This window comes from Silvibacterium acidisoli, from assembly GCA_022870745.1.
Lineage (GTDB): Bacteria > Acidobacteriota > Terriglobia > Terriglobales > Acidobacteriaceae > Silvibacterium.
Window position 1 is genome coordinate 3,463,427 of the sequence record CP085323.1, and the last position, 23,470, is coordinate 3,486,896.

Annotated in this window: 24 protein-coding genes; 16 read left to right on the forward strand and 8 right to left on the reverse strand. The window is 59.4% G+C overall.

The genetic code is table 11. The features are described 5' to 3' along the window. Positions 1–9 precede the first annotated feature (9 nt). From LJD29_RS14465 to LJD29_RS14500, 8 genes are all read left to right on the forward strand, one after another. Positions 10–831: a CheR family methyltransferase gene (locus tag LJD29_RS14465; RefSeq protein WP_446742252.1), complete on the forward strand. Its 822-nt coding sequence runs from the start codon at positions 10–12 to the stop codon at positions 829–831. A gap of 50 nt (positions 832–881) precedes the next feature. Next, positions 882–5,630, forward strand: a complete 4,749-nt coding sequence (locus tag LJD29_RS14470; protein ID WP_446742253.1) for an Lhr family helicase — start codon at positions 882–884, stop codon at positions 5,628–5,630. After that, positions 5,623–6,450: an Fpg/Nei family DNA glycosylase gene (locus tag LJD29_RS14475; protein ID WP_446742254.1), complete on the forward strand. Its 828-nt coding sequence runs from the start codon at positions 5,623–5,625 to the stop codon at positions 6,448–6,450. The genes LJD29_RS14470 and LJD29_RS14475 overlap by 8 nt, the downstream gene beginning before the upstream one ends. Positions 6,451–6,472: 22 nt before the next feature. Next, complete coding sequence (locus LJD29_RS14480; RefSeq protein ID WP_446742255.1) at positions 6,473–6,799, forward strand: RNA chaperone Hfq; 327 nt, start codon at positions 6,473–6,475, stop codon at positions 6,797–6,799. Then, complete coding sequence (locus LJD29_RS14485) at positions 6,796–7,671, forward strand: inositol monophosphatase family protein (protein ID WP_446742256.1); 876 nt, start codon at positions 6,796–6,798, stop codon at positions 7,669–7,671. The genes LJD29_RS14480 and LJD29_RS14485 overlap by 4 nt, the downstream gene beginning before the upstream one ends. Before the next feature lie 159 nt (positions 7,672–7,830). Continuing rightward, entirely contained in the window at positions 7,831–8,091 is a 261-nt protein-coding gene (locus tag LJD29_RS14490) for a 4Fe-4S dicluster domain-containing protein (RefSeq protein WP_446742257.1), read from the forward strand. Between the two features lie 93 nt (positions 8,092–8,184). After that, positions 8,185–8,721: a hypothetical protein gene (locus LJD29_RS14495; protein ID WP_446742258.1), complete on the forward strand. Its 537-nt coding sequence runs from the start codon at positions 8,185–8,187 to the stop codon at positions 8,719–8,721. A gap of 260 nt (positions 8,722–8,981) precedes the next feature. Beyond that, positions 8,982–9,302: a hypothetical protein gene (locus LJD29_RS14500; RefSeq protein WP_446742259.1), complete on the forward strand. Its 321-nt coding sequence runs from the start codon at positions 8,982–8,984 to the stop codon at positions 9,300–9,302. Between the two features lie 182 nt (positions 9,303–9,484). Here the strand turns inward: LJD29_RS14500 and LJD29_RS14505 are convergent, their stop codons facing one another. Continuing rightward, positions 9,485–10,915 (reverse strand): glutamine synthetase family protein, encoded by a 1,431-nt coding sequence (locus LJD29_RS14505; RefSeq protein ID WP_446742260.1) that lies wholly within the window; start codon positions 10,913–10,915, stop codon positions 9,485–9,487. Positions 10,916–11,355: 440 nt separating this feature from the next. On the opposite strand from LJD29_RS14505, the gene LJD29_RS14510 reads away from it, so the two are divergent. Genes LJD29_RS14510 through LJD29_RS14520 form a run of 3 tightly spaced genes read left to right on the forward strand, consistent with a single transcriptional unit; the run spans position 11,356 to position 13,520 of the window. After that, positions 11,356–12,045, forward strand: a complete 690-nt coding sequence (locus tag LJD29_RS14510; RefSeq protein WP_446742261.1) for an RNA polymerase sigma factor — start codon at positions 11,356–11,358, stop codon at positions 12,043–12,045. After that, positions 12,042–12,872, forward strand: coding sequence for an anti-sigma factor (locus tag LJD29_RS14515; protein WP_446742262.1), 831 nt, complete (start codon positions 12,042–12,044; stop codon positions 12,870–12,872). Before LJD29_RS14510 ends, LJD29_RS14515 begins: the two co-directional genes overlap by 4 nt. Before the next feature lie 15 nt (positions 12,873–12,887). Continuing rightward, positions 12,888–13,520 carry an OmpH/Skp family outer membrane protein gene (locus LJD29_RS14520; protein ID WP_446742263.1) on the forward strand — a complete coding sequence of 211 codons (633 nt, stop codon included), beginning with the start codon at positions 12,888–12,890 and terminating at the stop codon, positions 13,518–13,520. Positions 13,521–13,537: 17 nt separating this feature from the next. Here LJD29_RS14520 and LJD29_RS14525 read toward each other — a convergent pair whose 3' ends face one another. The 5 genes from LJD29_RS14525 to LJD29_RS14545 form a co-directional block, all read right to left on the reverse strand. Beyond that, positions 13,538–13,783 (reverse strand): hypothetical protein, encoded by a 246-nt coding sequence (locus LJD29_RS14525; protein ID WP_446742264.1) that lies wholly within the window; start codon positions 13,781–13,783, stop codon positions 13,538–13,540. A 194-nt stretch (positions 13,784–13,977) separates the two neighbouring features. Next, the gene (locus LJD29_RS14530) at positions 13,978–14,268 is read right to left on the reverse strand and encodes a hypothetical protein (protein WP_446742265.1); all 291 of its coding nucleotides are present in this window, start codon (positions 14,266–14,268) and stop codon (positions 13,978–13,980) included. A gap of 24 nt (positions 14,269–14,292) precedes the next feature. After that, complete coding sequence (locus LJD29_RS14535) at positions 14,293–14,565, reverse strand: hypothetical protein (RefSeq protein WP_446742266.1); 273 nt, start codon at positions 14,563–14,565, stop codon at positions 14,293–14,295. 365 nt (positions 14,566–14,930) lie between these two features. Beyond that, on the reverse strand, positions 14,931–16,061 hold the full coding sequence (locus tag LJD29_RS14540) for a hypothetical protein (RefSeq protein WP_446742267.1): 1,131 nt from the start codon (positions 16,059–16,061) through the stop codon (positions 14,931–14,933). Positions 16,062–16,168: 107 nt separating this feature from the next. Then, the gene (locus tag LJD29_RS14545) at positions 16,169–17,665 is read right to left on the reverse strand and encodes a SulP family inorganic anion transporter (protein WP_446742268.1); all 1,497 of its coding nucleotides are present in this window, start codon (positions 17,663–17,665) and stop codon (positions 16,169–16,171) included. Positions 17,666–17,807: 142 nt separating this feature from the next. Between LJD29_RS14545 and LJD29_RS14550 the strand changes: the two genes are divergently transcribed. After that, positions 17,808–18,413, forward strand: coding sequence for a helix-turn-helix domain-containing protein (locus LJD29_RS14550; protein WP_446742269.1), 606 nt, complete (start codon positions 17,808–17,810; stop codon positions 18,411–18,413). A gap of 13 nt (positions 18,414–18,426) precedes the next feature. On the opposite strand, the gene LJD29_RS14555 is transcribed toward LJD29_RS14550, so the two are convergent. Continuing rightward, positions 18,427–18,909 carry a MarR family winged helix-turn-helix transcriptional regulator gene (locus tag LJD29_RS14555; protein WP_446742270.1) on the reverse strand — a complete coding sequence of 161 codons (483 nt, stop codon included), beginning with the start codon at positions 18,907–18,909 and terminating at the stop codon, positions 18,427–18,429. 140 nt (positions 18,910–19,049) lie between these two features. Between LJD29_RS14555 and LJD29_RS14560 the strand changes: the two genes are divergently transcribed. Then, entirely contained in the window at positions 19,050–20,048 is a 999-nt protein-coding gene (locus tag LJD29_RS14560; protein WP_446742271.1) for a 4,5-dihydroxyphthalate decarboxylase, read from the forward strand. A gap of 30 nt (positions 20,049–20,078) precedes the next feature. Continuing rightward, the gene (gene recO, locus LJD29_RS14565) at positions 20,079–20,813 is read left to right on the forward strand and encodes a DNA repair protein RecO (protein WP_446742272.1); all 735 of its coding nucleotides are present in this window, start codon (positions 20,079–20,081) and stop codon (positions 20,811–20,813) included. Positions 20,814–20,831: 18 nt separating this feature from the next. Here the strand turns inward: recO and LJD29_RS14570 are convergent, their stop codons facing one another. Then, positions 20,832–21,251, reverse strand: coding sequence for a hypothetical protein (locus tag LJD29_RS14570; RefSeq protein ID WP_446742273.1), 420 nt, complete (start codon positions 21,249–21,251; stop codon positions 20,832–20,834). A gap of 168 nt (positions 21,252–21,419) precedes the next feature. On the opposite strand from LJD29_RS14570, the gene LJD29_RS14575 reads away from it, so the two are divergent. Beyond that, positions 21,420–22,271 carry a winged helix-turn-helix domain-containing protein gene (locus tag LJD29_RS14575; protein ID WP_446742274.1) on the forward strand — a complete coding sequence of 284 codons (852 nt, stop codon included), beginning with the start codon at positions 21,420–21,422 and terminating at the stop codon, positions 22,269–22,271. Positions 22,272–22,340: 69 nt separating this feature from the next. Next, positions 22,341–23,375: a glycine--tRNA ligase subunit alpha gene (locus LJD29_RS14580; protein WP_446742275.1), complete on the forward strand. Its 1,035-nt coding sequence runs from the start codon at positions 22,341–22,343 to the stop codon at positions 23,373–23,375. The last annotated feature ends 95 nt before the right edge of the window (positions 23,376–23,470 follow it).

A 23,470-nucleotide genomic window follows, 5' to 3' on the forward strand; every position in this document is an offset into this window, starting at 1 on the left:
AGAAGAAACATGACCTGTTCGGCGGCAGACTATGCCTTTCTGCGCTCCCTGGTCTTCGAGCAATCGGCCAATACGCTTGATCCGGCGCGCGACTACCTCTTTGAACAGCGTCTACAGCACCTGATTCAGAGCACCGGACTGCGCTCGCTCGACCAGCTGGTCGCCGCACTGCGCCAATTTCCTGACACCGCCATCCAGCGCGCCATCGCTGAAGCCATGACGGTCAACGAAACCAGCTTCTTTCGCGACCGTACGCCATTCGACCTGATGCACCGGGAGCTGTTGCCCGTCCTGATCGAGCGCCGCCGTGCCCTGCGGCACCTGCGCTTCTGGAGCGCCGCCTGCTCCACCGGCCAGGAAGCGTACTCCCTCGCCATGCTGCTGCGCGAGTATTTCCCGCAGCTCAACGGCTGGCACATTGAAATCATCGGCACCGACCTCTCAGCCGAGGTCGTCCGCCGTGCCCGCGCCGCCCGCTACCAGCGGATGGAGATCAATCGCGGCCTGCCCGCCCGTTTCCTGCTAAAGTACTTTCTCCAGAAAGACGACGAGTGGGAGGTCGCCCCGGAGATCCGCAGGAACTGCCGCTTCTTCCAGCAGAACCTTCTCGAAAGCTCATGCCGCTTTGAGCGTTACGACGGCATCCTGCTGCGTAATGTCATGCTTTATTTCGATCAGCCCACGCGCACCCATTTACTGCTTAACCTGCACCGAGTTCTCGAGCCCGACGGCTTCCTCATCCTCGGTTCCAGCGAACAAACTGGGTTGCCCGACCACTTCCAGACAGTCTTCGCGGCTGGCACCTGCTATTACAGGCCCTTGCCGGGTTGAGCACCGTGGAGGCATCCTGCATCTAAACGGGTGCAGGATATTCTCAACGGATGCCGGTCAAGAGTCAGGGAAAAGAGAAAAAGCGGTCAACCCGCGCCGAATCCACCACCGAAGCCGGCGAGGCCGCGCTGTCTCTTTTTCATCCGGTCACTGCCGAGTGGTTCCGCGCCGTCTTCGACCAGCCCACCTCGCCGCAGCGCCTCGGCTGGCCTGCCATCGCAAAGAACGAAAGCACCCTGATCCTTGCGCCAACCGGAACCGGAAAAACCCTCACCGCTTTTCTCTGGTGCCTCGACCGCCTCATGCTGCGCCGGGCCGACTCTGACCTGGAAGGCTGCCGCGTCATTTATCTCAGCCCGCTCAAGGCACTCGCCGTCGACGTCGAGCGCAACCTGCGTTCGCCCCTCGCTGGCATCGCCAACATGGCCCGCGCGCAGGGTGTTCGCTACCACACGCCCGACATCAGCGTCCGAACCGGGGACACCGCACAGAAAGATCGCGCAAAGTTCCGCCGCCACCCGGCAGAGATCCTCATCACCACCCCCGAGTCGCTCTACCTGCTGCTCACTTCGGATTCAGCCGCCGCACTGCGCACCGTCGAAACCGTCATCATCGACGAAATTCACGCGCTCGTGCCCACCAAGCGCGGAGCCCATCTCGCTCTCAGCCTCGAGCGCCTGGAAGCCATCACCGCGAAACCGCTTCAGCGCATCGGCCTCTCCGCCACGCAGCGTCCACTCGAAGAGGTAGCCCACTTCCTTGGCGGAGTCGACACCTCGAGGCCGCAGAAGAATCAGTCCGAGTCAACCGACACCGTAACCGAATTCGAGCATGAGTGGACCAGCGACGACGAAGCCGCGCAGCGCTTCCGCCCTGTCACCATCGTCAACGCCAGCGAGCCCAAGAAGCTCGAGCTGCGCATCGAGGTCCCGGTCGAAGACATGGCCAAGCTCGGCCAGATCGAAGAGCTGCCCAGCGGAGCTGCCTCGCAGGGCCCCAAGCGCACCTCCATCTGGTCTGCGATCCATCCGCGCCTGCTCGCAATCATCCTCGAGCGCCAGTCGACCATCCTCTTCGTCAACAACCGCCGCACAGCAGAACGATTAGCAGGAGCCATCAACGAGCTTGCCCAGGAGCAGGGGATCACCGGAACCCTCGCCCGCGCCCATCACGGCTCGCTCGCCGCATCGCAGCGCTCCGAGATCGAAGAGCAATTAAAGGCCGGAGCGATACGTGCTCTCGTCGCGACCTCCTCGCTCGAACTCGGCATCGACATGGGAGCCGTCGATCTCGTCATCCAGATCGAAGCGCCGCCCTCGGTCGCAAGCGGCATGCAGCGCATCGGCCGCGCCGGCCACCAGGTCGGAGCGGCCAGCGAGGGAGTAATCTTCCCCAAATTCCGCGCCGACCTCATCGCCTGCGCCGCCGTCACCCGCGCCATGCACGAGGGCCTGGTCGAGTCCACGCGCTACCTGCGCAACCCGCTCGACGTGCTTGCCCAGCAGATCGTCGCCACCGTCGCGCAGCCGCCAGCGCTTGCCGTTCCACCCAGAAAAGGCGAGCAGCCGCCTGTGCCCGAAGTCTCAGCCGAAGCGCTCTACGGCCTCATTCGCGGAGCCGCGCCCTTCGCATCGCTCACCCGCTCCGCCTTCGATGGAGTGCTCGACCTGCTCGCCGGACGCTACCCCTCCGACGAGTTCGCAGAGCTGCGCCCGCGCATCACATGGGATCGAGTCGCCAACATCATCACTCCGCGCGAGGGCGCAAAGAGCCTCGCCATCCTCAACGGTGGAACCATCCCCGATCGCGGCCTCTACGGCGTCTTTCTCTCCGGAGCTGAAAAACCCATCCGCGTCGGAGAGCTCGACGAAGAGATGGTCTTCGAAACACGCACCGGCGAGACCTTCGTCCTCGGAGCTTCGACCTGGCGCATCGACGAGATCACCCACGACCGCGTCCTCGTATCGCCCGCACCCGGCGAGCCCGGCAAGATGCCCTTCTGGCACGGAGACACCGCCGGCCGTCCGCTCGAATTCGGCCGCCGCATCGGCGCACTTATTCGCGAGCTGCGCGACCTGCCCCGCAACGCGGCATTGAGCAGGCTCGTCCGAGAACACGATCTAGACCCGCAGGCAGCAGAAAATCTCATCCGCTTTCTCGCCGACCAGGAAATTGCAACCGTCACGGTGCCAGATGACCGCAACATCGTCATCGAGCGGGTTCGCGACGAACTGGGCGACTGGCGTGTCTGCGTCCTCACGCCCTTCGGCTCGCGCGTTCACGCGCCATGGGCCATGGCCGTCACCGGGCGCATCCGCGCGTCAGGTGGACCCGACGTAGAAACCATGTGGGCCGACGATGGTTTCGTCATCCGCTTTCCCGATACCGACACGCCACCCGATCCTGACCTGCTCATGCTCGACGCGCAGGAGGCGACCGACCTTGTGCTGCGCCAGCTCGGTTCGACAGCTCTCTTCGCGGCGAAGTTCCGCGAGTCCTCGGCACGCGCCCTGCTGCTACCGCGTCGCCGCGCCCAGGGCCGCGCACCGCTCTGGCAGCAGCGCAAACGTGCCTATGATCTGCTGGCTGTCGCCTCGCGCTATCCCTCGTTCCCCATGCTGCTCGAGGCCTATCGCGAATGCCTGCGCGATGTCTTCGACATCCCGGCCTTCCTCGAAATCCTGCGCAACATCGAGCGCCGCGAAGTGCGCACGCACGTCGTCGATTCGCGCACGCCGTCGCCCTTCGCGTCATCGCTGCTCTTCAGCTACGTCGCCAATTACATCTACGACGGAGACGCACCGCTCGCCGAACGCCGCGCCCAGGCGCTCTCCATCGATCAGGACCAGCTTCGCGACCTGCTCGGCGATGCCGACCTGCGCGAGCTGCTCGATGCCGAAGCCATCGCCGAAGTCGAAGAGCAGGTGCAGATGCTGCTCGAGACGCAGCGCGTTCGCTCCGCCGACGGCATTCACGATCTGCTTCTGCGCCTCGGCGATCTCCCCCGCGCAGAGATCACAAAGCGCCTCGCAAGCGAAGACCTCATCCAGTCGCTCGACCGCCTGCAACGCGCCCGTCGCGTGCTCGAAATCAAGATCGCCCGCGAGAAGCGTTATATCGCTGTCGAAGACGCCGCGCGCTATCGCGATGCCCTCGGCGTTCCGCTGCCGCCGGGCATTGCAGCATCGCTGCTCGAGCCGGTGAGCCATCCGGTGCTTGAGCTGCTGCGCCGCTACGCCCGCACCCACGGCCCATACACCACGCAGGAAGCAGCCGCACGCTTCGGCCTCGACCTGCAGCCGGTTGAAGCCGCGCTTCGCCAGCTCGTGCTCGACGGGCGCATCGTCGAAGGCGGCTTCCGCCCCAGCGGAGTTCATCGCGAGTGGTGCGATGTCGAAATCCTGCGCCAGATCCGCCGCAAATCACTCGCACGTCTTCGCAAAGAGATCGAGCCGGTCGAGCAGCAAATGCTTGCGCGCCTCGAAACCCACTGGCAGGGCGTGCTACAGAAGCGCCGCGGCCTCGATTCATTGCTAGACACCATCGAGAGCCTGCAGGGTGCGCCAGTCCCCGCATCGCTGCTCGAAACATCCGTACTGCCATCGCGCATCCAGCGTTACTCGCCCTCCGATCTCGACACGCTCATCGCCGCCGGAGAAGTCGTCTGGTGCGGCTTCGATCCGCTCGGCGAACACGACGGACGCATCGGCCTCTACCTCGCCGACAAGCTCTCATCGCTGCTGCCACCGCGCCCGCCACGCGAAGCCACACCGCTTACAGAGAAGGAACAGGCCATCCTCGCCGCGCTCTCCGCCAACGGAGCCATGTTCTTCGCGCAGCTTCACGACGCCCTCGGAGGCGGCTATCCCGGCGAAGTTCTCGACGCACTCTGGAGCCTCGTCTGGCGCGGCCTCATCACCAACGACACCTTCCACGCATTGCGTTCCTACGTGGCGAAGCCGTCTACCTCGCGTCCAGCAAAGCGCCAGCACAACCTGCCTGCCTTTCGCTCACGCCGCACCACGCCGCCAAGCGCGCAGGGCCGCTGGACACTCGTTCCTCAACCAGACCGCAGCACACCCGCAGCACAGACCGAGTGGAGCCACTCCCTTGCACAACAGATCCTCAACCGCCACGGCATCGTCACCCGCGAAACCATCACGCAGGAAAACATCTCCGGCGGCTTCAGCGCCGTGTATGACGTGTTGAAAGCACTCGAAGAGAGCGGACGCATCCGCCGTGGCTATTTCGTCGCTGGTCTCGGAGCGGCACAGTTCGCGCTGCCCTCCGCCGTCGATCTGCTGCGCTCGCTGCGCAACAACACGCAACCCGAGAAGCCGGAAATCGTAACACTCGCTGCGACAGATCCCGCAAACGTCTACGGATCCATCATCCGTTGGCCAGCATCCGATGCTTTGCAGATAAACGCCGAAGTGGTTGCGCGCACGTTAACCCGCAGCGTCGGCGCATCCGTTATCCTGCGTAACGGAGAGCTCATCGCCTACCTGCGCCGCGGCAACCCAAACCTGCAGGTCTTTCTGCCTGCGGACGAACCCGATCGCTCCAGCATCGCGCGCGATCTCGCGAACTACCTGCGCGATCGAACCCAGGAAGAGATGCGCAGCGACGAAACGAATCGCAGCGGCATGCTCATCGCCACCATCAACGGACAGCCCGTGCATGAGCATCCGCTCGCACGCTTCCTGCTCGATGCCGGCTTCCAGCCCGCGCCCATGGGCTTCAACCTGCGCCGCATCCTGCCGTCGCCGCTGCCAAAGGAAACGGCCGTCGATGCCTGAAGGCGATACCATCTATCGAACCGCCCGCACCCTGCAAAAGGCCTTCGCAGGAACTACCATCACCGGCTTCGAGACCGCTTACGCGCAGCTCGCATCCGTCGACGACAACACGCCCATCGCCGGACGCACCGTCGAGAAAGTAGAAGCTCGCGGCAAGTGGCTGCTCATCTATTTCTCCGGCGACCTCATCCTAACCATGCACATGCTCATGAGCGGAAGCTGGCACCTTTATCGTCTCGGTGAGAAGTGGCACTGGGGTCGCAGCCACATGCGCGTCGTCCTGCGCAACGACAAGTTCGAAGCAGTTGGATTCGAGGTTCCAGTCGCGAAGTTCCACACCGCACGTTCGCTCGAACGCAACTCCGCCATCCCCAAACTAGGTCCCGACCTGCTCAAGCCAAACTTCGCCGAGGACGAAGCCAAGGCTCGCATCCGCGCACACGGCGACGACGAAATCGGCAACATGCTGCTCAACCAGCGGGTGATGGCCGGCATCGGCAACGTCTACAAATCCGAGATCTGTTTCCTCTGCGGCGTCCATCCCTTTCGCAAAGTCTCTTCGCTCAGCGAAAACGAAATCACCTGTCTCGTCGACAACGCACTGAAACTTCTCGCTGCTAACGTCAAAGAAGATTCCGGCGATCAGATCATCACCTACACCGGCATGCGCCGCACCACGCACAACGCCGATCCCTCGGCGCGAGTCTGGGTCTACGGACGCAAAAACGAGCAGTGCCGCCGCTGCGGAACCCCAATAGAAATGCGCCGCCAGGGAACCGGTGCGCGCTCGACTTACTGGTGTCCCGACTGCCAGCGCTAGCGCGTCGGCTACAATAGGCTGCATGCCACCGTCCAATGTGTCGCGACGCCGCCAGAAGGCTCCTCCTCCGGGCGATACGGGTCAGGAAGCGCTCTACCTGCGCTTTCTGAGCGAGAAGCAGGTACAGGTCGCAGTGAAGCTCCACGACTCGGAAACCGTTTTCGGATGGATCGAGTATTTCGACGACCGCATGATCCGCCTCACCCGCGAGGGCAAGCCAAACCTCTTCATCTACAAGAACCAGATCCGCACCATCACCGAGCAGGCCCGCAAAGGCATGGAACCACGCCGCCGCAGCGGCCGCAAGGAAGGTGAAGGCGCAGAATCTCATTTGGAAGTTCACCCGTGAGACATCTTTTTACCTTCGCTGAACCCGCCTCCGCCATCGCGCGCGAAGCCGGAGCGCTTTTGCGCGAGTACTACCGCCAGGGAGTCGCCACCGAGTACAAGGGTGAAGCCGACCTCGTGACGGCAGCCGATCGCGCCTCGGAAAAGCTCATCGTCGAACGCCTGCACACGCTCTTTCCCGAACACGGCGTCTACGGAGAAGAAGGAACCCGCTCCAAGCTCGACGGCGAATACCGCTGGTACATCGATCCGCTAGACGGGACCACCAACTTCGCACACGGCCTCCCGGCCTTCTGCGTCTCCATGGGCCTCGAGCGCCGCAGCGCCTCGCTCGCGCCCGAAGAGGACGGCGAACTCGTAGCTGGCATCGTCTACCACCCGCTGCTCGACGAAATGTTTCTCGCGGAAAAAGGGAAGGGAGCCACGCTCAACGGCGCGCCCATCCAGGTCTCGCGCGTGGCGACGATCGCCGAGTCGCTGGTCGCTACCGGCTTTCCCAGCCGCAAGCGCCACGAGAACCCGAACATTCACTTCTACCACCAGTTCAGCCTGCGCTCCCATGGTGTACGCCGCGCCGGCTCCGCCGCGCTCGATCTCGCCTACGTAGCCTGCGGGCGCCTCGAAGCCTTCTGGGAGTTCAACCTGAATCCGTGGGACACTTCAGCCGGGGTTCTGCTCGTCACCGAGGCCGGAGGCACGGTCACCGGTTTTGAAGGTCAGCCCTTCCGGCTCGACAGCAAAGAGGTTCTTGCCACGAACGCACTCATCCGCGAAGAGATGGTAGGCTTCTTCAAGCGCATGTTCGCCGGCCAGGATCTCGATCCGATCCTTACTCCGGCAGAATTCGCTGCCCAAAGAGCGGAAGCGGACTAAGAAATATCGCAGCGGAATCAGGGCAGGGGCAAACAAAAATAAGAGCTTAAACCCAGACGCTTTTGGTCGCTAATCTCTTTTTGCTTCAACACTATACCGCCATCTGGCGATATGTGATTACAATGGAGAAGTCATCTCCATTTATCAAAGAGGAACTACATGGCTTACGTAATTGCTGAACCCTGCATTGGAACCAAGGATACGGCTTGTGTCGATGCCTGCCCGGTGGACTGCATCCATCCAAAGAAGGACGAAGCTGGGCATGCCGAGCAGGAACAGCTTTTCATCGATCCCGTCGAGTGCATCGATTGCGGAGCCTGCGTTCCGGTCTGCCCGGTATCGGCCATCTTCGCCTCTGACGACCTTCCGGAAAAGTGGGTCAGCTTCGCCGACAAGGCAGCCAATCACTACGGCCGCTAAACTGCCGCCTGCAAGTTTGCTCAAAAGCGCAGCCCCTCGGCTGCGCTTTTCCTTTTACCCTGAATCTAAGCAGAAATGAAAAGGAACCGTACGATGAAGAACCGACTTCTCCCCGCCATCGCCGCTATGCTTCTGTTCGCCGCCCCATCCATTCTTTGCGCGCAGGATGGCCCGCCCAAGATCCAGATGGTCAACTATGTTGGTTCCGTCCAGGGCAGCGTGGATGCCAGCAGCTCCAAGGCCGGCGACGCCGTCAAGCTGACCATCCTCAATGATGCCAAGCTCAATGACGGCACAGATGTCGCCAAGGGATCGATCCTCGAAGGCCACATCGACTCCATCACCCCATCAGAAAAGAAGTCCGATTCCAAAGCCACTCTCACCTTCGACAAGATCAGCGTCAATGGCAAGGAGATCCCCATCCGCTCGTGGATCCTCAACGTAGGAACCGGCAGCTCGAACGGCTCGCAATCGCTCAAGAAGATTGACGGCCTTACCTCCGCCTACTCCGCGCAGGAAACCACCTCCGGCACGCTGACGCAGAAGAAGAAGGACATCAAGCTCACCGATTCCACGCAAATGGTGGTGACGGTAGCGGTCATCCCCGAAGGTGTCACGATTCAGCAGTAACGAATACCGCCATTCCACGAAAACGCGGGTGCCCCACATCTCGCTTCTGAGATGTGGGGCCTCGATCTCCAACCCAACAGACAAGTGGCAGGAAACAGACCGAATCCCATGTCTCAAAGCGAGACTTGGGGTACCCGAACCGGATGGAGCGGGCTTGTGAAAGGGGACGGCTTCAGCAGTGCCGCCTGGCCAGCGAATAAAAGGGGGCATCGGCTCCTGAGGCACGAGTCCATCCGTTGCCAGGCTTGTAGAATCAGCCTATGAAACAGCCCCACTCCGAGAAATCATCCAAAGAGTTAGCCGGCGAAACCGCCAATCGCCTGTGGGAGTCCTTGCAGGAAGCCCTGAAGCGCGATCCTTCCATAACCGGCTTCGCCGTGCTTCCCAAAGATGAACTGCTCGACGCCGAACACGAGAACATCCCACGCTTCGATCCAGAGGACTATCCATTCCTGCACCAGGTGATCGGATATCTCGTCGAAGAAGGCGGCCTCGAAGAGTCCGACGAATACGGAGACGAAGCCGAAAGCTACCGCCTCGCACCCGAGTTCATAGAGTCCCTCCTCGCCGAAGAAGAGTAGACCGGGTGGCCCATTCAAGCCAAAAGCGGCTTGAATGGGCCACCCAGGAAGCAAGAACAGAAATGCCCCGGAAAACCGGGGCATTTCTGTTAGCAAACCAAAGATCGCGACCAAAGGAAGCGCCAGGATCCTTCACACAAGCAAGGAAGGCGCCAAAGGCGCGAACGCCTGGACGGCCAGTCCTAGAACTGGTTCCAGAGGAACTGGTTGTAGACCTCGTGGTGGAACTGGACTTCCGAGGGCTTTACGAACGTGCCCAGGAGGCGCGGGCAGCGGTCGGCCGAAGCCTGCTTGAGGTCTGCGAAACGAGCCTTGACGTCTTCGCCGAGCAGCTTGGTGGTCCAGGAGGCGTTGCGGAAGTTCTCAATCGCCGTGTAGATGTTGTCGGGCAGGTAGCGCTCTGCCTGGCGCAGGTTCTCGAGCTTCGCGGTGTCGCCGTCGAGGCCGGACTTGAAGATCGAGTACAGCACCATGTAGGGGTTCGCATCCGGAGCCACCGAGCGTACTTCGACGCGCGACGACTTCTCGTTGCCGATCGGAATACGGACCATCGAGCCGCGGTCAACAGCCGAAGCCTTGATCTGGTTCGGAGCTTCGAAGTGCGGATCGAGGCGGCGATACGAGTTCACGCTCGAGTTCATCAGCAGACAGATGTCATTGCCGTGCGTCAGAATGCGGTCGACGAAGTCCCATCCAAAGCTCGAGAGCTTTTCCTCGCCCTTCGGGTCCCAGAACAGGTTCTTGCCTTCCTTGGTGATCGACATGTTGGTGTGCATGCCGCTGCCGTTCACGCCCACAACCGGCTTCGGCAGGAAGCTCGCCGTCATGCCCATCTGCGTCGCCACCTGGCGGCAGATCAGCTTGTAGAGCTGGATCTGGTCGGCAGCCGTCACCACGTCGCCGTAGGTGTAGTTGATCTCGAACTGCGAAGGAGCCACTTCCGGATGGTCCTTCTCGTTCTCGAAGCCCATCGCGCGCTGAATCTCGGCAACCGAGTCAATAAAGGTGCGCAGCGGATCGCCCGGCAGCGAGTGATAGTAGCCGCCCGTGTTTACGTAGTCGAAGCGGCCCTTCTCAGGGAACTTCTTCTCGGCGTCGACGCCTTCGAACAGGAAGCCTTCAATCTCGTTCGCGGCATTCAGGTTGTAGCCGTTGTCCTTGAACTGCGTTGCTGCGAAAGACTTCAGCACGCCGCGCATGTCGCCGGTGTAGGCAGAGCCGTTCTTGTCGATCACTTCGCCGAAGACCAGGGCCTTGCCGGCGCCGAAGATATCGGCCGGAGCAAAGTAGAAGGCGCTCCAGTCAATGCCGAGGCGAAGATCGCTCTCGCGTTGCGCGGTAAAGCCGCGGATCGACGAGCCGTCGAAGGTCAGGTTGTCGAAGCTCTTCACCAGGAACTTCTTGTCGTAATCGAGCGTGTGCAGGCGGCCTTCGAGGTCGCTGAACATGACGGTGACGGCCTTGATGCCCTTCTGGTCCGTCAGATACTTGAGGCGCTCTTCCTGGATCTTGTCCGCGGCCACGCGCTGCTTGCGCTGCTCTTTGGCCTTGAGGTTGAGCTCTTCCAGCTCTTCATACGACAACGACAGAAAATTACGAAGTTCAGTCGACATGGATCTCCTTCAGTTGAATGATCAAACACAGCCACACCGCGATTTCCTGCAGTTCACAAAGGAGAGCTGCTGACTGGGGTCGAATCAAGGTTGGCACGCGCACTTCCAGACTAAATCCAGCCGTTCCAAAGGCCCTACAGGTATAACCAAAACTAATTCTACGCATGGAAAATATTTATCGCTAAACTATGCTGTTAGCTTCGTCCAGATCGACCCTGCTCCTGCTACACACATTGGGTGCGCCGCAGAATGCCGAAGATGCTGTTCGGAAATGATCCCCCGTGAAAGGCCTGCCAGGCGGGTGACGAAATTGGAGCAGGAGAGGTCATTTGATCGGGACCGCCGCGACCGCCGCCGTTTAAATCGCCGTTCTGAAAAAAAGTCGGCGGAGATGGGAAAATTGATTCCCGGGCTGTGCATACACGGTCGGAGGCTCAACAATGATCTGGCGCGGTGTTCGAGCAGAGGGGGACGCACTTGCTTCGGGAATTGAGCTTTGTCCCGGTCTCGAGTCGGACCCACCATCCAGCACGTCGTTTCTACGCCAGCTCCGTAATCGATTTCTCTCTGACGAAGAGCTCGCCGCTGAGCTGGGCCGGGGCAATGCCGATGCGTTGACGGCTTTATTCAAGCGGCATGGCGCGCTCGTCTTCTGCATCGCCCGCCGCATCCTGCGCAACGATGCCGAGGCCGAAGACACAGTCCAGCAAGTCTTTCTGGATGTCTACCGTGCGATCCGGCGCTTCGACCCTGCTAAAGCTTCTTTCAAAAGCTGGCTGATGATGTTTGCTTATCAGCGCATGTTCAATAGCCGCCGCACCCAAATGTCCAGCCGGTTCTTTGACACAGATACTTACGATGACGAGCTCTGCCATGCCGGCTGCGCGACGCACCCCGTTGCTGACAACGCCATCCTTGTTGAACAGGTTTTGCGTTTACTCTCGCCGCGCCAGAAACGAACAATTGAGTTGGTGTATAGGGAAGGGCTTACGGCCGATGAAGTCGCAGCTCGAACCGGCGAGAGTGTTCGCGTCGTCAGGCATAACCTCTACCGCGGGCTGGATAAGCTGCGAAAAGCCTTGGGAGTGGCGCAGGCAGTCGTCCCCAGAACGACCGGAAGGAAATCATGATCGCTGAACACAGCTATTACGAACGCCTTTTAGCCCTGGCATGTGCCCGCGAGCTCTCATATGGAGAAGCCCTCGAACTTGGGGAACATATGGACGATTGCCTGGAGTGCCGTCGGCAGGCAGGTGAGCTAGAAGCTCTTCGTCGCCGTCTCTTTCTTCGATTTACTGCGGAAGCCAGGGGGCAAAAGCCGCCTGCAGGCATGAGTGAACGATTCATCAGGCGTGCCGTTCTCAGTGGCGTTCCCCTTCGCAACCCTAATTGCAAATCTTCGGCGGTCCGTCTGCGTCAAGCTGTTGTTGCGATGACAGTATTCACCGCCCTCTCGATTGGCTGGACCACTGTAGTGTCCAGAAATTTCCTGAATCGGGAAGATGCAGCTGCAGAGTTGGCGCCAGCTGCATCTCGAGTAGGCCAGGCTGAACCTCTTTCAGTACAGCCGATACAAAATGAGGCAGCGCAGACTGCGGATCGGACAAGGCATCTGAGCGTTCGCGTGTTGAGTTTTCACCGTGATGGCGGCTTTTCCTCTGCCATGCTCACACAGAAACGAGGCAATTCTGGAGTAGTGCCGTCGCTTGGTTCGGTCAGCACTCATCCATCCGCCGCGGGTGTGTTTCATCCTGTATTGAATTTTCGTCAGTCTTTTCCGGCCCTGGACTTCAACTCAGTTCCGCGCAAACCAGAAGCTGCGAATCATCCCGTATTTCGTTGCAGCTCAAGCTTACTGTCCGTGGCATTTTTGAACCACGAAGATCCTTCGGGTCACAACCTGGTAAGAACTGAGTTTCCGATTATCTACAGCTCCGATGCATGGCAACTTCGCTAAATAAATAGAAGAGGCATGACACTCATGAAATGGTTTTCGACCATCGCGATCGGCTTTGTGCTCATACCTGCGCTCGCACAAGGACAAACCGCAGGCACACTTGCGCCGGCTCAGGCAAGTCTCGTAAAAGTCGCAACTGTGAACTTCAGTGCGGCTGTGCTGGCCACGGGCGAAGCTCGACATGATCTGGCCGCATTGCAATCGAAGTATGCGCCCAGAGAGGCTGAACTTCAGAGGTTGAACGATGCTGTGGAAGCGCAGAAGAAACAGCTTAGCGCTGCCGAAAACCAGTTGAGTGATAGCGAGCGGAACAACAAAGCCGAGGATCTGAGCAATAAAGAAAAGCAGCTTCAGAGGGAAGCTGAAGACTTCAGAAACGACTCCCAGTCGGACTCGCAAAAGGTTTTTCAGCGTGTGGCGCAGAGGCTGTATCCACTACTTCAGGACTACTCACGGCAGCACGGCTATTCCCTTGTTGTCGAGCGAGGTTCAGATGCAAATCCCATCGTCTGGTATGCAGACAATGGGATCGACATCACAGAACTGGTTGCAAAAGCCTACGATGCGAAGTTCGGGAAAACCGCTCTTCCCGACAGCCCAGCCACGACTGCTCCCAGCGGCTCGTCGAAAACTCCACACAGGGACTGAGTCGACAGCCTTATGTCTTAGATTTTTTCCTTCGCCGGATCCTGACTGCTTACAAACGTATTGAACCGTCCGATCAGCGCATCGAAGGTGCTGTCGAGAAAGTACCCCGCAGTGAAAAACGTCACCGGTTGAATCGTGCCCGATAGTTTGTAGACGTGGAAGCCGATGCCCAGCGCAATCGTCAGCCATACGGTGGCGATGCGCGTCACGATGGGCACCTCGTTGACGTGGATCCACATCAGCCATTCCGAGAACGGAGTCACATCGTCGCCGCGTCCGATGGGCCATGCATCGGGGTTGAAGCCAAGTCAGCTGCCCGGGTACAGGAAAAGCGCAATCAGGCCGAAGCCCAGCAGCATCGCTACAACGGCAGTCACCTATGCTTGCGTCTCTATCGAACTCGTGGCTGCCAATACGTGGCGAATCGGTGCACATCCACAGCTGCGCTTTGGTATTTCTACCCTCGCACGACCATGCCTGATATGAGTGGATGAACGCCGATTTCAGCATCCTCGAGGAGAAGCCTGCCGCCCGGCGGGTGTGCTTTCAAATCGATTCCCGAGTACTCGCCCACACGCGATTCCGTAACTGTACTGAAAGGCTGCACGGATTTGCCATGCCCTTTTGCTCTTTCGAAGGTTTTAGCCGAACTAACCTTCGAGTCGACGCCTTCGCGCCGCTTTGCCCCAGCGAGCTCGTAACCGAACGGATGACCCTGCCGTTCGGCTTCCTTCGGATCGTTCGCCATTTCGTTACTCCTTGCCTGCCAAGATCACACTGACTGTATGGCAGTTATTTCTGCCGTTCCACCTGGACCGCTGGAGTCTGTTGCTCGAAGCGCAACTAGGAAGCCATTGCCTTTTGCTTCGGTCGCAATATCGAAAACGCGCGAAACATCTTCAACCGTGTCACCCAGGAGACGTCGCCACCCGACATAGCCCAGGTCCACATACGTAAACTCCATCCACGCGGAGCCCCCGCCAGCGAAGACATTGATCACTTTAGCGTTATAGCCTGTCCAATGACTGTCGTCCCAAGCAGACATTTCGACCTCCTCTTTGCGATTTCCAAATTTTCGTCTTCAACCGAGAAATGCACCCTAAGACGATTGCGAACAGCCGGACGCATCCTAGTGCTAAACAGAGACAGCGTCAATAGAAATATCCCCGATCGCGGTCCGGGATATTTCGAATCTGCATGAGGAGATCGTTCTCGCACGACGCCGAAGATTATCGTTCTGCCATCGCCGCCGGAGTGCATTGTTATGTGCTGACGTTCTGTGCGGTTTGTTGCCCATGCGAAAGACGACCCAGATTGGTCTCTGTATGTCGGCCTACTGTCATTCGTACTGTCCCTGTCTACAGGTTCAGACAGTCCACATACTCTTTCGAATAGATTCCAGCAAAATAATTAGCCCCTCTCTGCCGGATCCTTGCTGCTTACAAACGTATTGAACCGCCCGATCAGCGCATCGAAGGTGCTGTCGAGAAAGTACCCCGCAGTGAAAAACGTCACCGGTTGAATCGTGCCCGATAGTTTGTACACGTGGAAGCCGATGCCCAGGGCAATCGTGAGCCATACGGTGGCGATGCGCGTCACAATCGGCACCTCGTTGACGTGGATCCACATCAGCCACTCCGAGAACGGAGTTACATCATCGCCGCTACGAGTCAGCTTCACGCGGTCGAGGATCCAATGCGCGAGCACACCCAGCAGCACCAGCACATAAGCCGAGCTCAGCGCGTGGCCTTCGCCGCGTCCGATGGGCCATGCATCGGGGCTGAAGCCAAGCCAGCTGCCCGAGTACAGAGAAAGCGCGATCAGGCCGAAGCCCAGCAGCACGGCGACAACGACAGCAACCACGCTCAGCATCTGCCGCCCCACGCGCCGGTCGGCCTTGATCACCTTTGCATGCTTCAGGTCCACCAGCCCGGAGATCACCACGCTTTGCGGAGCCAGCCAGGCCAGTACCTTAAGCGTGGCCTCGTCGGTTGGCAACTGATCGCGAAATGTTGCGAGAAAATCGAGGCTGGTACCGATCCGGTAGTTTTTCAGGTACTCGTCCAGCTCGTCAGGAATCGTCTGGCAGGCGCAGACGAAAACCAGCTGATCGAGTGTCTCGAGGCTCGCCTTTCCGATCCGGAACAGCTCGGCCACCGGAGCCGTTGCCGGATCCAGCGCATTCCACAACTGCTCCAGGTCATCCCACGCATTGCTCACCTGGGTCAGTTCGCGCGCGTAGCGGGCTACCCAGCTGGCATCGAGTGTGCGCCAGCGGCCTATCGCCAAGGCCCGCTGCCTCGCATCGCCTATTTCGTTAATAAGGATTGAGGAAATATCAGCGAATGCCCGCCGGAAGCCGGCCTGGTCGCTCGTCATTCCCAGTGCGGCGGCATCGGCAATGCGCTCGCGAAGGCGCAGGCCCTCGGCATTCGTATCGCGAAAGTATTCGATGATCTCGGGAAGCACCGACTCCGGATCATCCGACCCGCTGCCAGCGGATGCCGCAGCGTAATTTTTTAGCATGGCTGGCGTAAGCACGACGAGTTATGCCTCCACGAAGGGTTGTCAGAGAATCGAGCAGAAGAGTGGTCGCAGTAGATAACAACCCGGCAGCAAATGCAAGCCGCAAAAAATGAGCGGCCCGGTCAGCTTATCCGGTTATCCGCTACATGGTAATGCGGGTCTTCGAGTACATTCACCTCGATCACCCCGCGTGCCTTCTCAAGCAGTTGCTGGCAGTCCACACTCAGGTGACGCAGGTGCAGCCGTTTGCCCATCCGTGCGTAGCGCTCCGCCAGCGCGTCGATCGCCTCCAGTGCCGAGTGGTCCATCACCTTCGCATGGAGAAACTCGACGACCACATCTTCCGGATCGTCGGCCGGAGTAAACAGCGTTCGAAACTGCGCGGAAGACGCAAAGAACAGGCTTCCGCGCAATTCGTAGATCTTCCATCCGTCCGCGCCTGTCTTCGTAGTTGCGGTGATCTGCTTCGCGTGCTCCCATGCAAAGACCAGGGCGGCAATCAACACCCCAAGAATCACCGCCCGCGCAAGATCGGTGAAGACCGTGACCAGCGTCACCGCGACAATAACAAATGCATCCGCGCGGGGAATCCTGCCCAGTACGCGCAGGCTCGCCCATTCAAACGTCTTCTCCGAAACAACAAACATCAGGCCGACGAGCGCGGCAATCGGAATCCGCTCGATCAGCGGCGCTCCGAACAGGATGAAGCTCAGCAGGCATAATCCAGCCACGATGCCCGACAGCCTGCGCCGTGCCCCTGCCGTCACGTTGATCATCGTCTGCCCAATCATCGCGCAGCCGCCCATCGCGCCAAAGAAGCCCGAAGTGATATTTGCAGCACCCTGCGCAAGGCATTCGCGATTGGGGCGCCCACGAGTGTCGGTAATCTCGTCGACAAGGTTCAGCGTAAGCAGAGTTTCGATCAGGCCGACACCCGCGAGAATGAACGCATATGGCAGAACGATCTTAAGGGTCTCAAGATTCCACGGCACCGCGGGAATATGAAACCTGGGCAATCCACCGTGGATTGACGCCAGGTTGCCGACCGTCTTCGTATGCAGGCCGGTAAAGATCGTAAACAAGGCTACTGCCACAATAGCCGCGAGCGAGGAGGGAATCGCCGTTGTCAGCTTCGGCAGCGCGTAGATAATCACCATCGTGACCGCGATCAGCGCCAGCATGATAAGCAGCGGAGAGCCCGTCATCCAATGGCCATCTGACTTCAAATGACCAAGCTGCGCGCGGAAGATCACGATCGCAAGACCATTCACAAAGCCCAACATCACCGGATGCGGCACCATGCGAATGAACTTGCCCAGTTTGAGCAGGCCAAATACAAGCTGCAGTACACCCGCCAGCACAATTGCCGCGAACAGATACTCCACGCCATGCGTTGTCACCAGCGCGACCATCACCACCGCCGTCGATCCGGTTGCGCCGGAGATCATCCCCGGACGCCCGCCAAACGCCGCCGTGATCAGGCACATAATGAAGGCGGCATACAAGCCCACCAGCGGATTTACATGCGCGACAAACGCAAATGCAATCGCCTCAGGCACAAGCGCAAGGGCGACCGTAAGTCCCGACAGCAGGTTCGTCTTGATTTCAGGTACAGTCATTCGTGGCGATTCAGGCACGGAAATTTCCTCAGCGCTTTGTGCATAACAAAGCCGGATGAAGTAAAAATTGCAAAGGACGGACCAATCGAAAAATTGGCGATGTGTTCAGTATAGATGAACACATGCGATCTATGAAAACGGCATGCCAGTAAAGAAAAAGTCCAAAGACGCGCCCGCACGTCATCTCGGCGAAGCCCTAAGGGAGAAGCGCGAGAGCCTCGGTATTTCACTGCGCACGTTGGCTGCTCGCCTGGATTTTTCTCCCAGCTTCATCTCGCAGGTCGAGAACGGACTGGCGTCTCCATCCATCGGATCGCTCGAAAAGATTGCCGGTGCCCTCGAGATGAGCCTCGCCGAACTCTTTCGGCCCAGCGGCTCGCACACGAAGTCGGGAATCGTCCGCTCCAGCGAACGTCCGGCCATTCGCAGTGAATGGTCGCAGGCTGAGATCGAAAGCCTGCTCTCACGCCACGACGTTCAACTCGAGCCGATGCTCGTAAAACTCGCGCCTGGCGGCAGCAGTGGCAAGCATCCCCACGCCTCGGCGCGTGAGCAGTTCGCCTACATCGTTGCCGGAGCCGTTACCCTCACGCTCGATGGCGTAGACCAGGTCCTTAAAAAAGGAGACGCCGTTTCCATTCCGGCTGCTGCGGCTGTTCGCTGGCAGAATCATGCCCGGTCAGCGACGCAGATTCTCATTGTGTCGCAGGCGGTAAAGATCTTCCCGTCAGGAAAAAACTCAAAGTAGTCAAACGAAGCGGCTAGTCTTCGCAGGCATCCTCAACACGCAGCAGCGCCTTCAGCAGGTCGCCGCCCGGTCCGCCGGTTTCACCGAACAGGCGGCTTTGCACGTCGATTACAACGGGCAGCGCCGCTCGCAGCGAGCGCAGTCCTGCGGCGGTCAACACAATATGCTTGGCTCGCGGATCGGCAGGGCTACGCGTCCGTTGAATCAGTCCCTTGGCGTCAAGACTCTTGAGCATCAGTGAAACCTGCATCGCATGGATCTCTCCAGCACGCGCTATTTCAGCTTGCGTAACCGGCTCACCGCTTCGTCCAAGCCACCCCGCCATCGCAAGAGTGGTGAATTGCAGATGCGTCAGGTCCAGAGGCTCAAGCGCGCGATCGATCTCACGAATATAGCGATGCAGCACCCGCCACAGCACAAAGCCGACAGCTTTTTCCGGTGCGCCAAGAGAGACCGTCTGGAAGATCTCGTTGAGAGCGCTTGTCCTGTTCTTCATGCAATTGATCCTAGACGGCTTGGCGTACGAGTACGAAAGAATCTGCCCTTCAATAATAAATACATTTACTATTTGCCCAGTCCGCGCATCAGATAAAGAGAACGTCATTCTCAAGCATCTGGACCCCAGGAGATATGGCAATGAACAATTCAAAATTGAAAATCGGTTTCGGCGATTACGATCGCACTCGCAATCTCGCCGACGGCTCCATCAAAATCGAAGGTGTTGAAGCCTCCTTTAAGAGCTACCGCATCGTAACCGAAGTCTTTGAGGCCATGGTCCGCGATCGAGCTTTCGACATCGCAGAGTTAGGACTGTCGTACTTCCTGCGCACCATGGATTTCGACGACCCGCCGTTCCTCGCCCTGCCGGTTCCGCTCGTCCGCTGCTTTCGCCACTCCGCGATCTATGTCAACGTGAACAGCGGCATCCGCAAGCCCGAAGATCTGGCAGGTAAGACCATCGGCGAGTTTGCCATGTATGGGCACGACGCCGGCGTCTGGCCAAAGGGCATCCTGGCAGACGATTTCGGAGTCACTCCCGATCAGTGCCGCTGGATCATCGGTAGCCTCGACTGGCCGATGAAACCGGTAGACTTCGTGCCGCAGCCGCATCCGGCCAATGTGGACGTGACCTTCGCTCCCCAGGGCACCGATCTTGGCAAAATGCTGGAAGAGGGAAAGATCGACGCACTTATAGCAGCGGATGTGCCGAAGTGTTATCTCGACAAGTCGCCCAAAGTCGCGCGGTTATTCGCCGATCACGAAGCCACGGAGCGCGAATATTTCCAGCGTACCGGTATCTTTCCCATCATGCACCTGGTCGCGGTCCGCCGGGAACTCGCCATGCAGCCGGAACTCATGCAGGCTGTCTACAAAGGCTTCTGCGAAGCCAAGGACGCAATACGGCAACAGCAGATTAAGGGAATGGTCTTTAACAACATGGCGACAATGGTGCCATGGCTTAGCAGGTTGCTCGACGAAAACATTTCCCTGATGGGCGAGGACTGGTGGCCGTACGGTCTTGAAGCGAACCGGAAGACCATCGACACTTTCCTCCGCTATCACTTCGAGCAGGGCCTCTCGAAGCGGCATCTCACCTGCGAAGAGATCTTCGCCCCAGGCATCATGCACACCTGAGGGCATATCGTTCACTGATACCCTGAAATCATGATCGCCCACCAGGCCGAAGCCCTCGTTCTGCGCACCTGGCCTGTGCAGGAGGCCGATCAGATAGTCTCGCTCTTTACCCGCGACCAGGGCAAGCTCAAAGGCATGGCCAAATCGGCGGCGAGGTCCCGCCGCCGATTTGGCGGAGCACTTGAGCCCATGACCCACGTCGTCGCCCATTACGTCGAGAAGCCACGGCAGGAGCTTGTCCGCCTCGACTCCTGCGAGATCCTCAGCTCACCGCTCTCCCAGCCAGTCGACTACCGCCGCGCCGCCGCGCTCGCCTTCTATGCAGAAGTGCTTGAAGAGACCCTGCCGGATCATGACCCGCAGGACTCCGTTTTTCGCCTGGCGCTGACGGTTCTCGAACACACCCGCACTGACTCCATCTGGCTACCCGTAACTTACTTCGCGTTGTGGATGATCCGCCTCATGGGCTGGATGCCGGACATAGAACGCTGCACCCTATGCGGACGACCCTTCGGCAATGAATCCGCCTGGTTTCTCGCCGGCTCCGATGGGCTCGTCTGCGGCGACCACAGCCATCCCGCCAGCCGCGCCCTGTCTCCTCAGTCTCTCGCCATCGCAGGGCGTTTCTTCCGCACCCCCATCGCCGGGCTGGTCTCCGAAGACTGGCCGCCGAATCGAGCTGCCGACCTGCGCCGCTTCGCCTTCCAGTCGCTCGAACGGCATCTCGAAAGAAAGCTACGCTCCACCCAGGCGCTGAAAGCATAGGTTGGTCAGACACAGCTGCTAGCTCCTAAACCGCCGCACACTGTAAGCAATCGGCAAACCCATGACCACCATATGCACACTGAGCCCCATCAGCAGGTCATGCAGTGTATATGGACCACGCGCATGCAGAGCCGACAGCGGAAGCACAACTAGGTTCATGACCTCTTCCACGATGGCGCCATAGATCAACCCGCAGATCAGCGGATACTCCACAAGAAAACGCAGCCTCCGGCTCGCGGCGTAATAAACGCCGGCGAAGCTTAATGCGATGAAATAGTGCAGCAGTACACCCAGGGCATAAGTCCACGCCCCGCCATGGAAGGCTCGCTGGCCGATAAGTCCTCCGGCAATCGAAAGAGGGATATCCCATCCGAAGAGCAGGCAGGCCTGGGTCAGGTCGAGCGTTCCGGCAATGGCACCTCCAATGGCAATTGCCATCGGAAAATGGTATTTCGTCATCCGTAGAGTCCTCGCTTTCAAGCCGAACCCTATCCCGGAGTCAGCCAAAACCGCCCTGAAACACCCTGAATCGTTCTGAAATCCACATTCCGTCCATCTCCAGACGCTTGTTTCCGGGCATTCTGGTACAAACAGAAGGTCACTCCCATGGAAACCGAACCCCAGAAGCGTATTTGCATTGGCGAGTGGATCGTCGATTCCGGCACTGGAACCATCAGCCGAAACGGGGAGTCGACCCGGCTCGAAGTACGCACCATGCGCCTGCTTCTGGCGCTCGCCGCGCGCCCCGGGGAAATCGTCAGCAGCGAAGATCTGTTGGCCGATGCGTGGTCGGGTGTAACCGTCTCACAGGATTCCGTCTACCAGGCTATTGCTTCGCTCCGCCGCCTGCTTGGAGACGATCCCAAACAACCGGCCTACATCGTGACGGTACCCCGCCTCGGCTACCGGTTGATCGCGCCGGTAACCGCTCCGAGACAGGAAACGCCGCCCGCTGCATTACCCCGCCATCGCCGCCGCGACCTGGCTATCGCCGCCATGGCTGCGTCGCTGATCCTGGTTCTGGGCGGCCTCTTCTTTTATCCACGCATTTTCAGCGCCCACCGGCACCAGTCCGCCGCCATCGCCGTGCTGCCGTTCCTCGATCTCACGGCGGGCATGCAGGAAGAAGAATTTGCTGACGGCATGACCGAGGAGCTGATCGACGACCTTAGTAAGCTGCACGGCCTTCATGTCTCGGCGCCGACTGCCGTCTTTTATTACAAGGACAAGCAGCTTCCCTTGGCCGACATGGCCAGGTCGCTGGATGTGGCGTACGTGGTAGACGGGAGCGTTCGGAAGTCGGGAGATCGCGTCCGCATCGCCGTCCGGCTGGTACGCGCCCACACCGGTACAGTTCTGTGGGCCGGCACCTACGATCGTCCCTTCCACGATCGCATCCAGGTTCAGGACGAGATCGCTGCAAAGGTAGCGCAGGCTCTCGGCCAGACCTCGCTTTAACCGTCCGTAAAGGTCATCGTCCGCCCCGCACGTGTAAAATTCCCAGTAACGATTCTTACGGAAGTTCAAGTGCCAGCGACGATTACAACCGCGAAGACCTCTGCCCCATCCGAGCCGCTCACTTTCCAGCAACTGCTGTTCCGCCTGCAGAGTTTCTGGGCCGAGCGGGGATGTGTGCTCCAGCAGCCCTATGACATTGAAGTCGGAGCCGGCACCATGTCGCCCGACACCTTTCTGCGCGTCCTTGGCCCAAAGCCGATCAACATCGCCTATGCGCAGCCCTCGCGCCGTCCAGCCGACGGCCGTTATGGTGAGAACCCGAACCGGCTTTACAAGCACACCCAGCTCCAGGTCATCCTCAAGCCGCCGCCGTCCGACATTCAGGAGGTCTACCTCGCCTCTCTCGAAGCGGTGGGCATCGACCTCTCCGAGCACGACATCAAGTTTGAGGAAGACAACTGGGAGTCACCGACCCTCGGTGCATGGGGAATCGGCTGGCAGGTGATGCTCGACGGCCTCGAAGTCACACAGTTCACCTACTTCCAGCAGTGCGGTGGCATCGACCTCGATCCTATTTCGGGAGAGATCACCTACGGACTCGAGCGCCTCGCCGCCTTCCTGCAGGATGTCGATTCCATCTACGACATCGTCTGGGCTCGCGATCCGAGGACAGGAAAGGCGATCACCTATGGCGAGGTTCGCCTGCAGGAAGAGCTTCAGCTTTCCGTCTACAACTTCGAAGCTGCTGAGGTCGCCAACCTCTGGGAACACCTGCGGCTTTATGAAGCCGAATGCCAGGCGCTGATCACCAGCTACAACGACAGCTTCTCTCCAAAGCAGGAAAAGAAGGCAGAGCGCCAGGAGAAGATCCACGACCGCCTGGTCCACGACGGAGAAGAGCAGCCGGAGGAAAACATCAAGCTCCAGCAGAAGCGCTTCCCGGTGCTCGGAGCCTACGACCTCTGCCTGAAGTGCTCGCACCTCTTCAACCTGCTCGATGCCCGAGGTGCAATCTCGGTAACGGAGCGCGTCGGCGTCATCGCCCGAATTCGCACCCTGGCTGTCGGCATCGCGAAAGCCTACGCTTCACAACAGGCGGATTGAGAAACAACAGTTAGGGCAGTGCTTTAGCACTGCCATGAAAACATAGCAAGATAAGGGGCTTTAGCCCCTGAGGTTACCCACCTCGCTGGATTGAA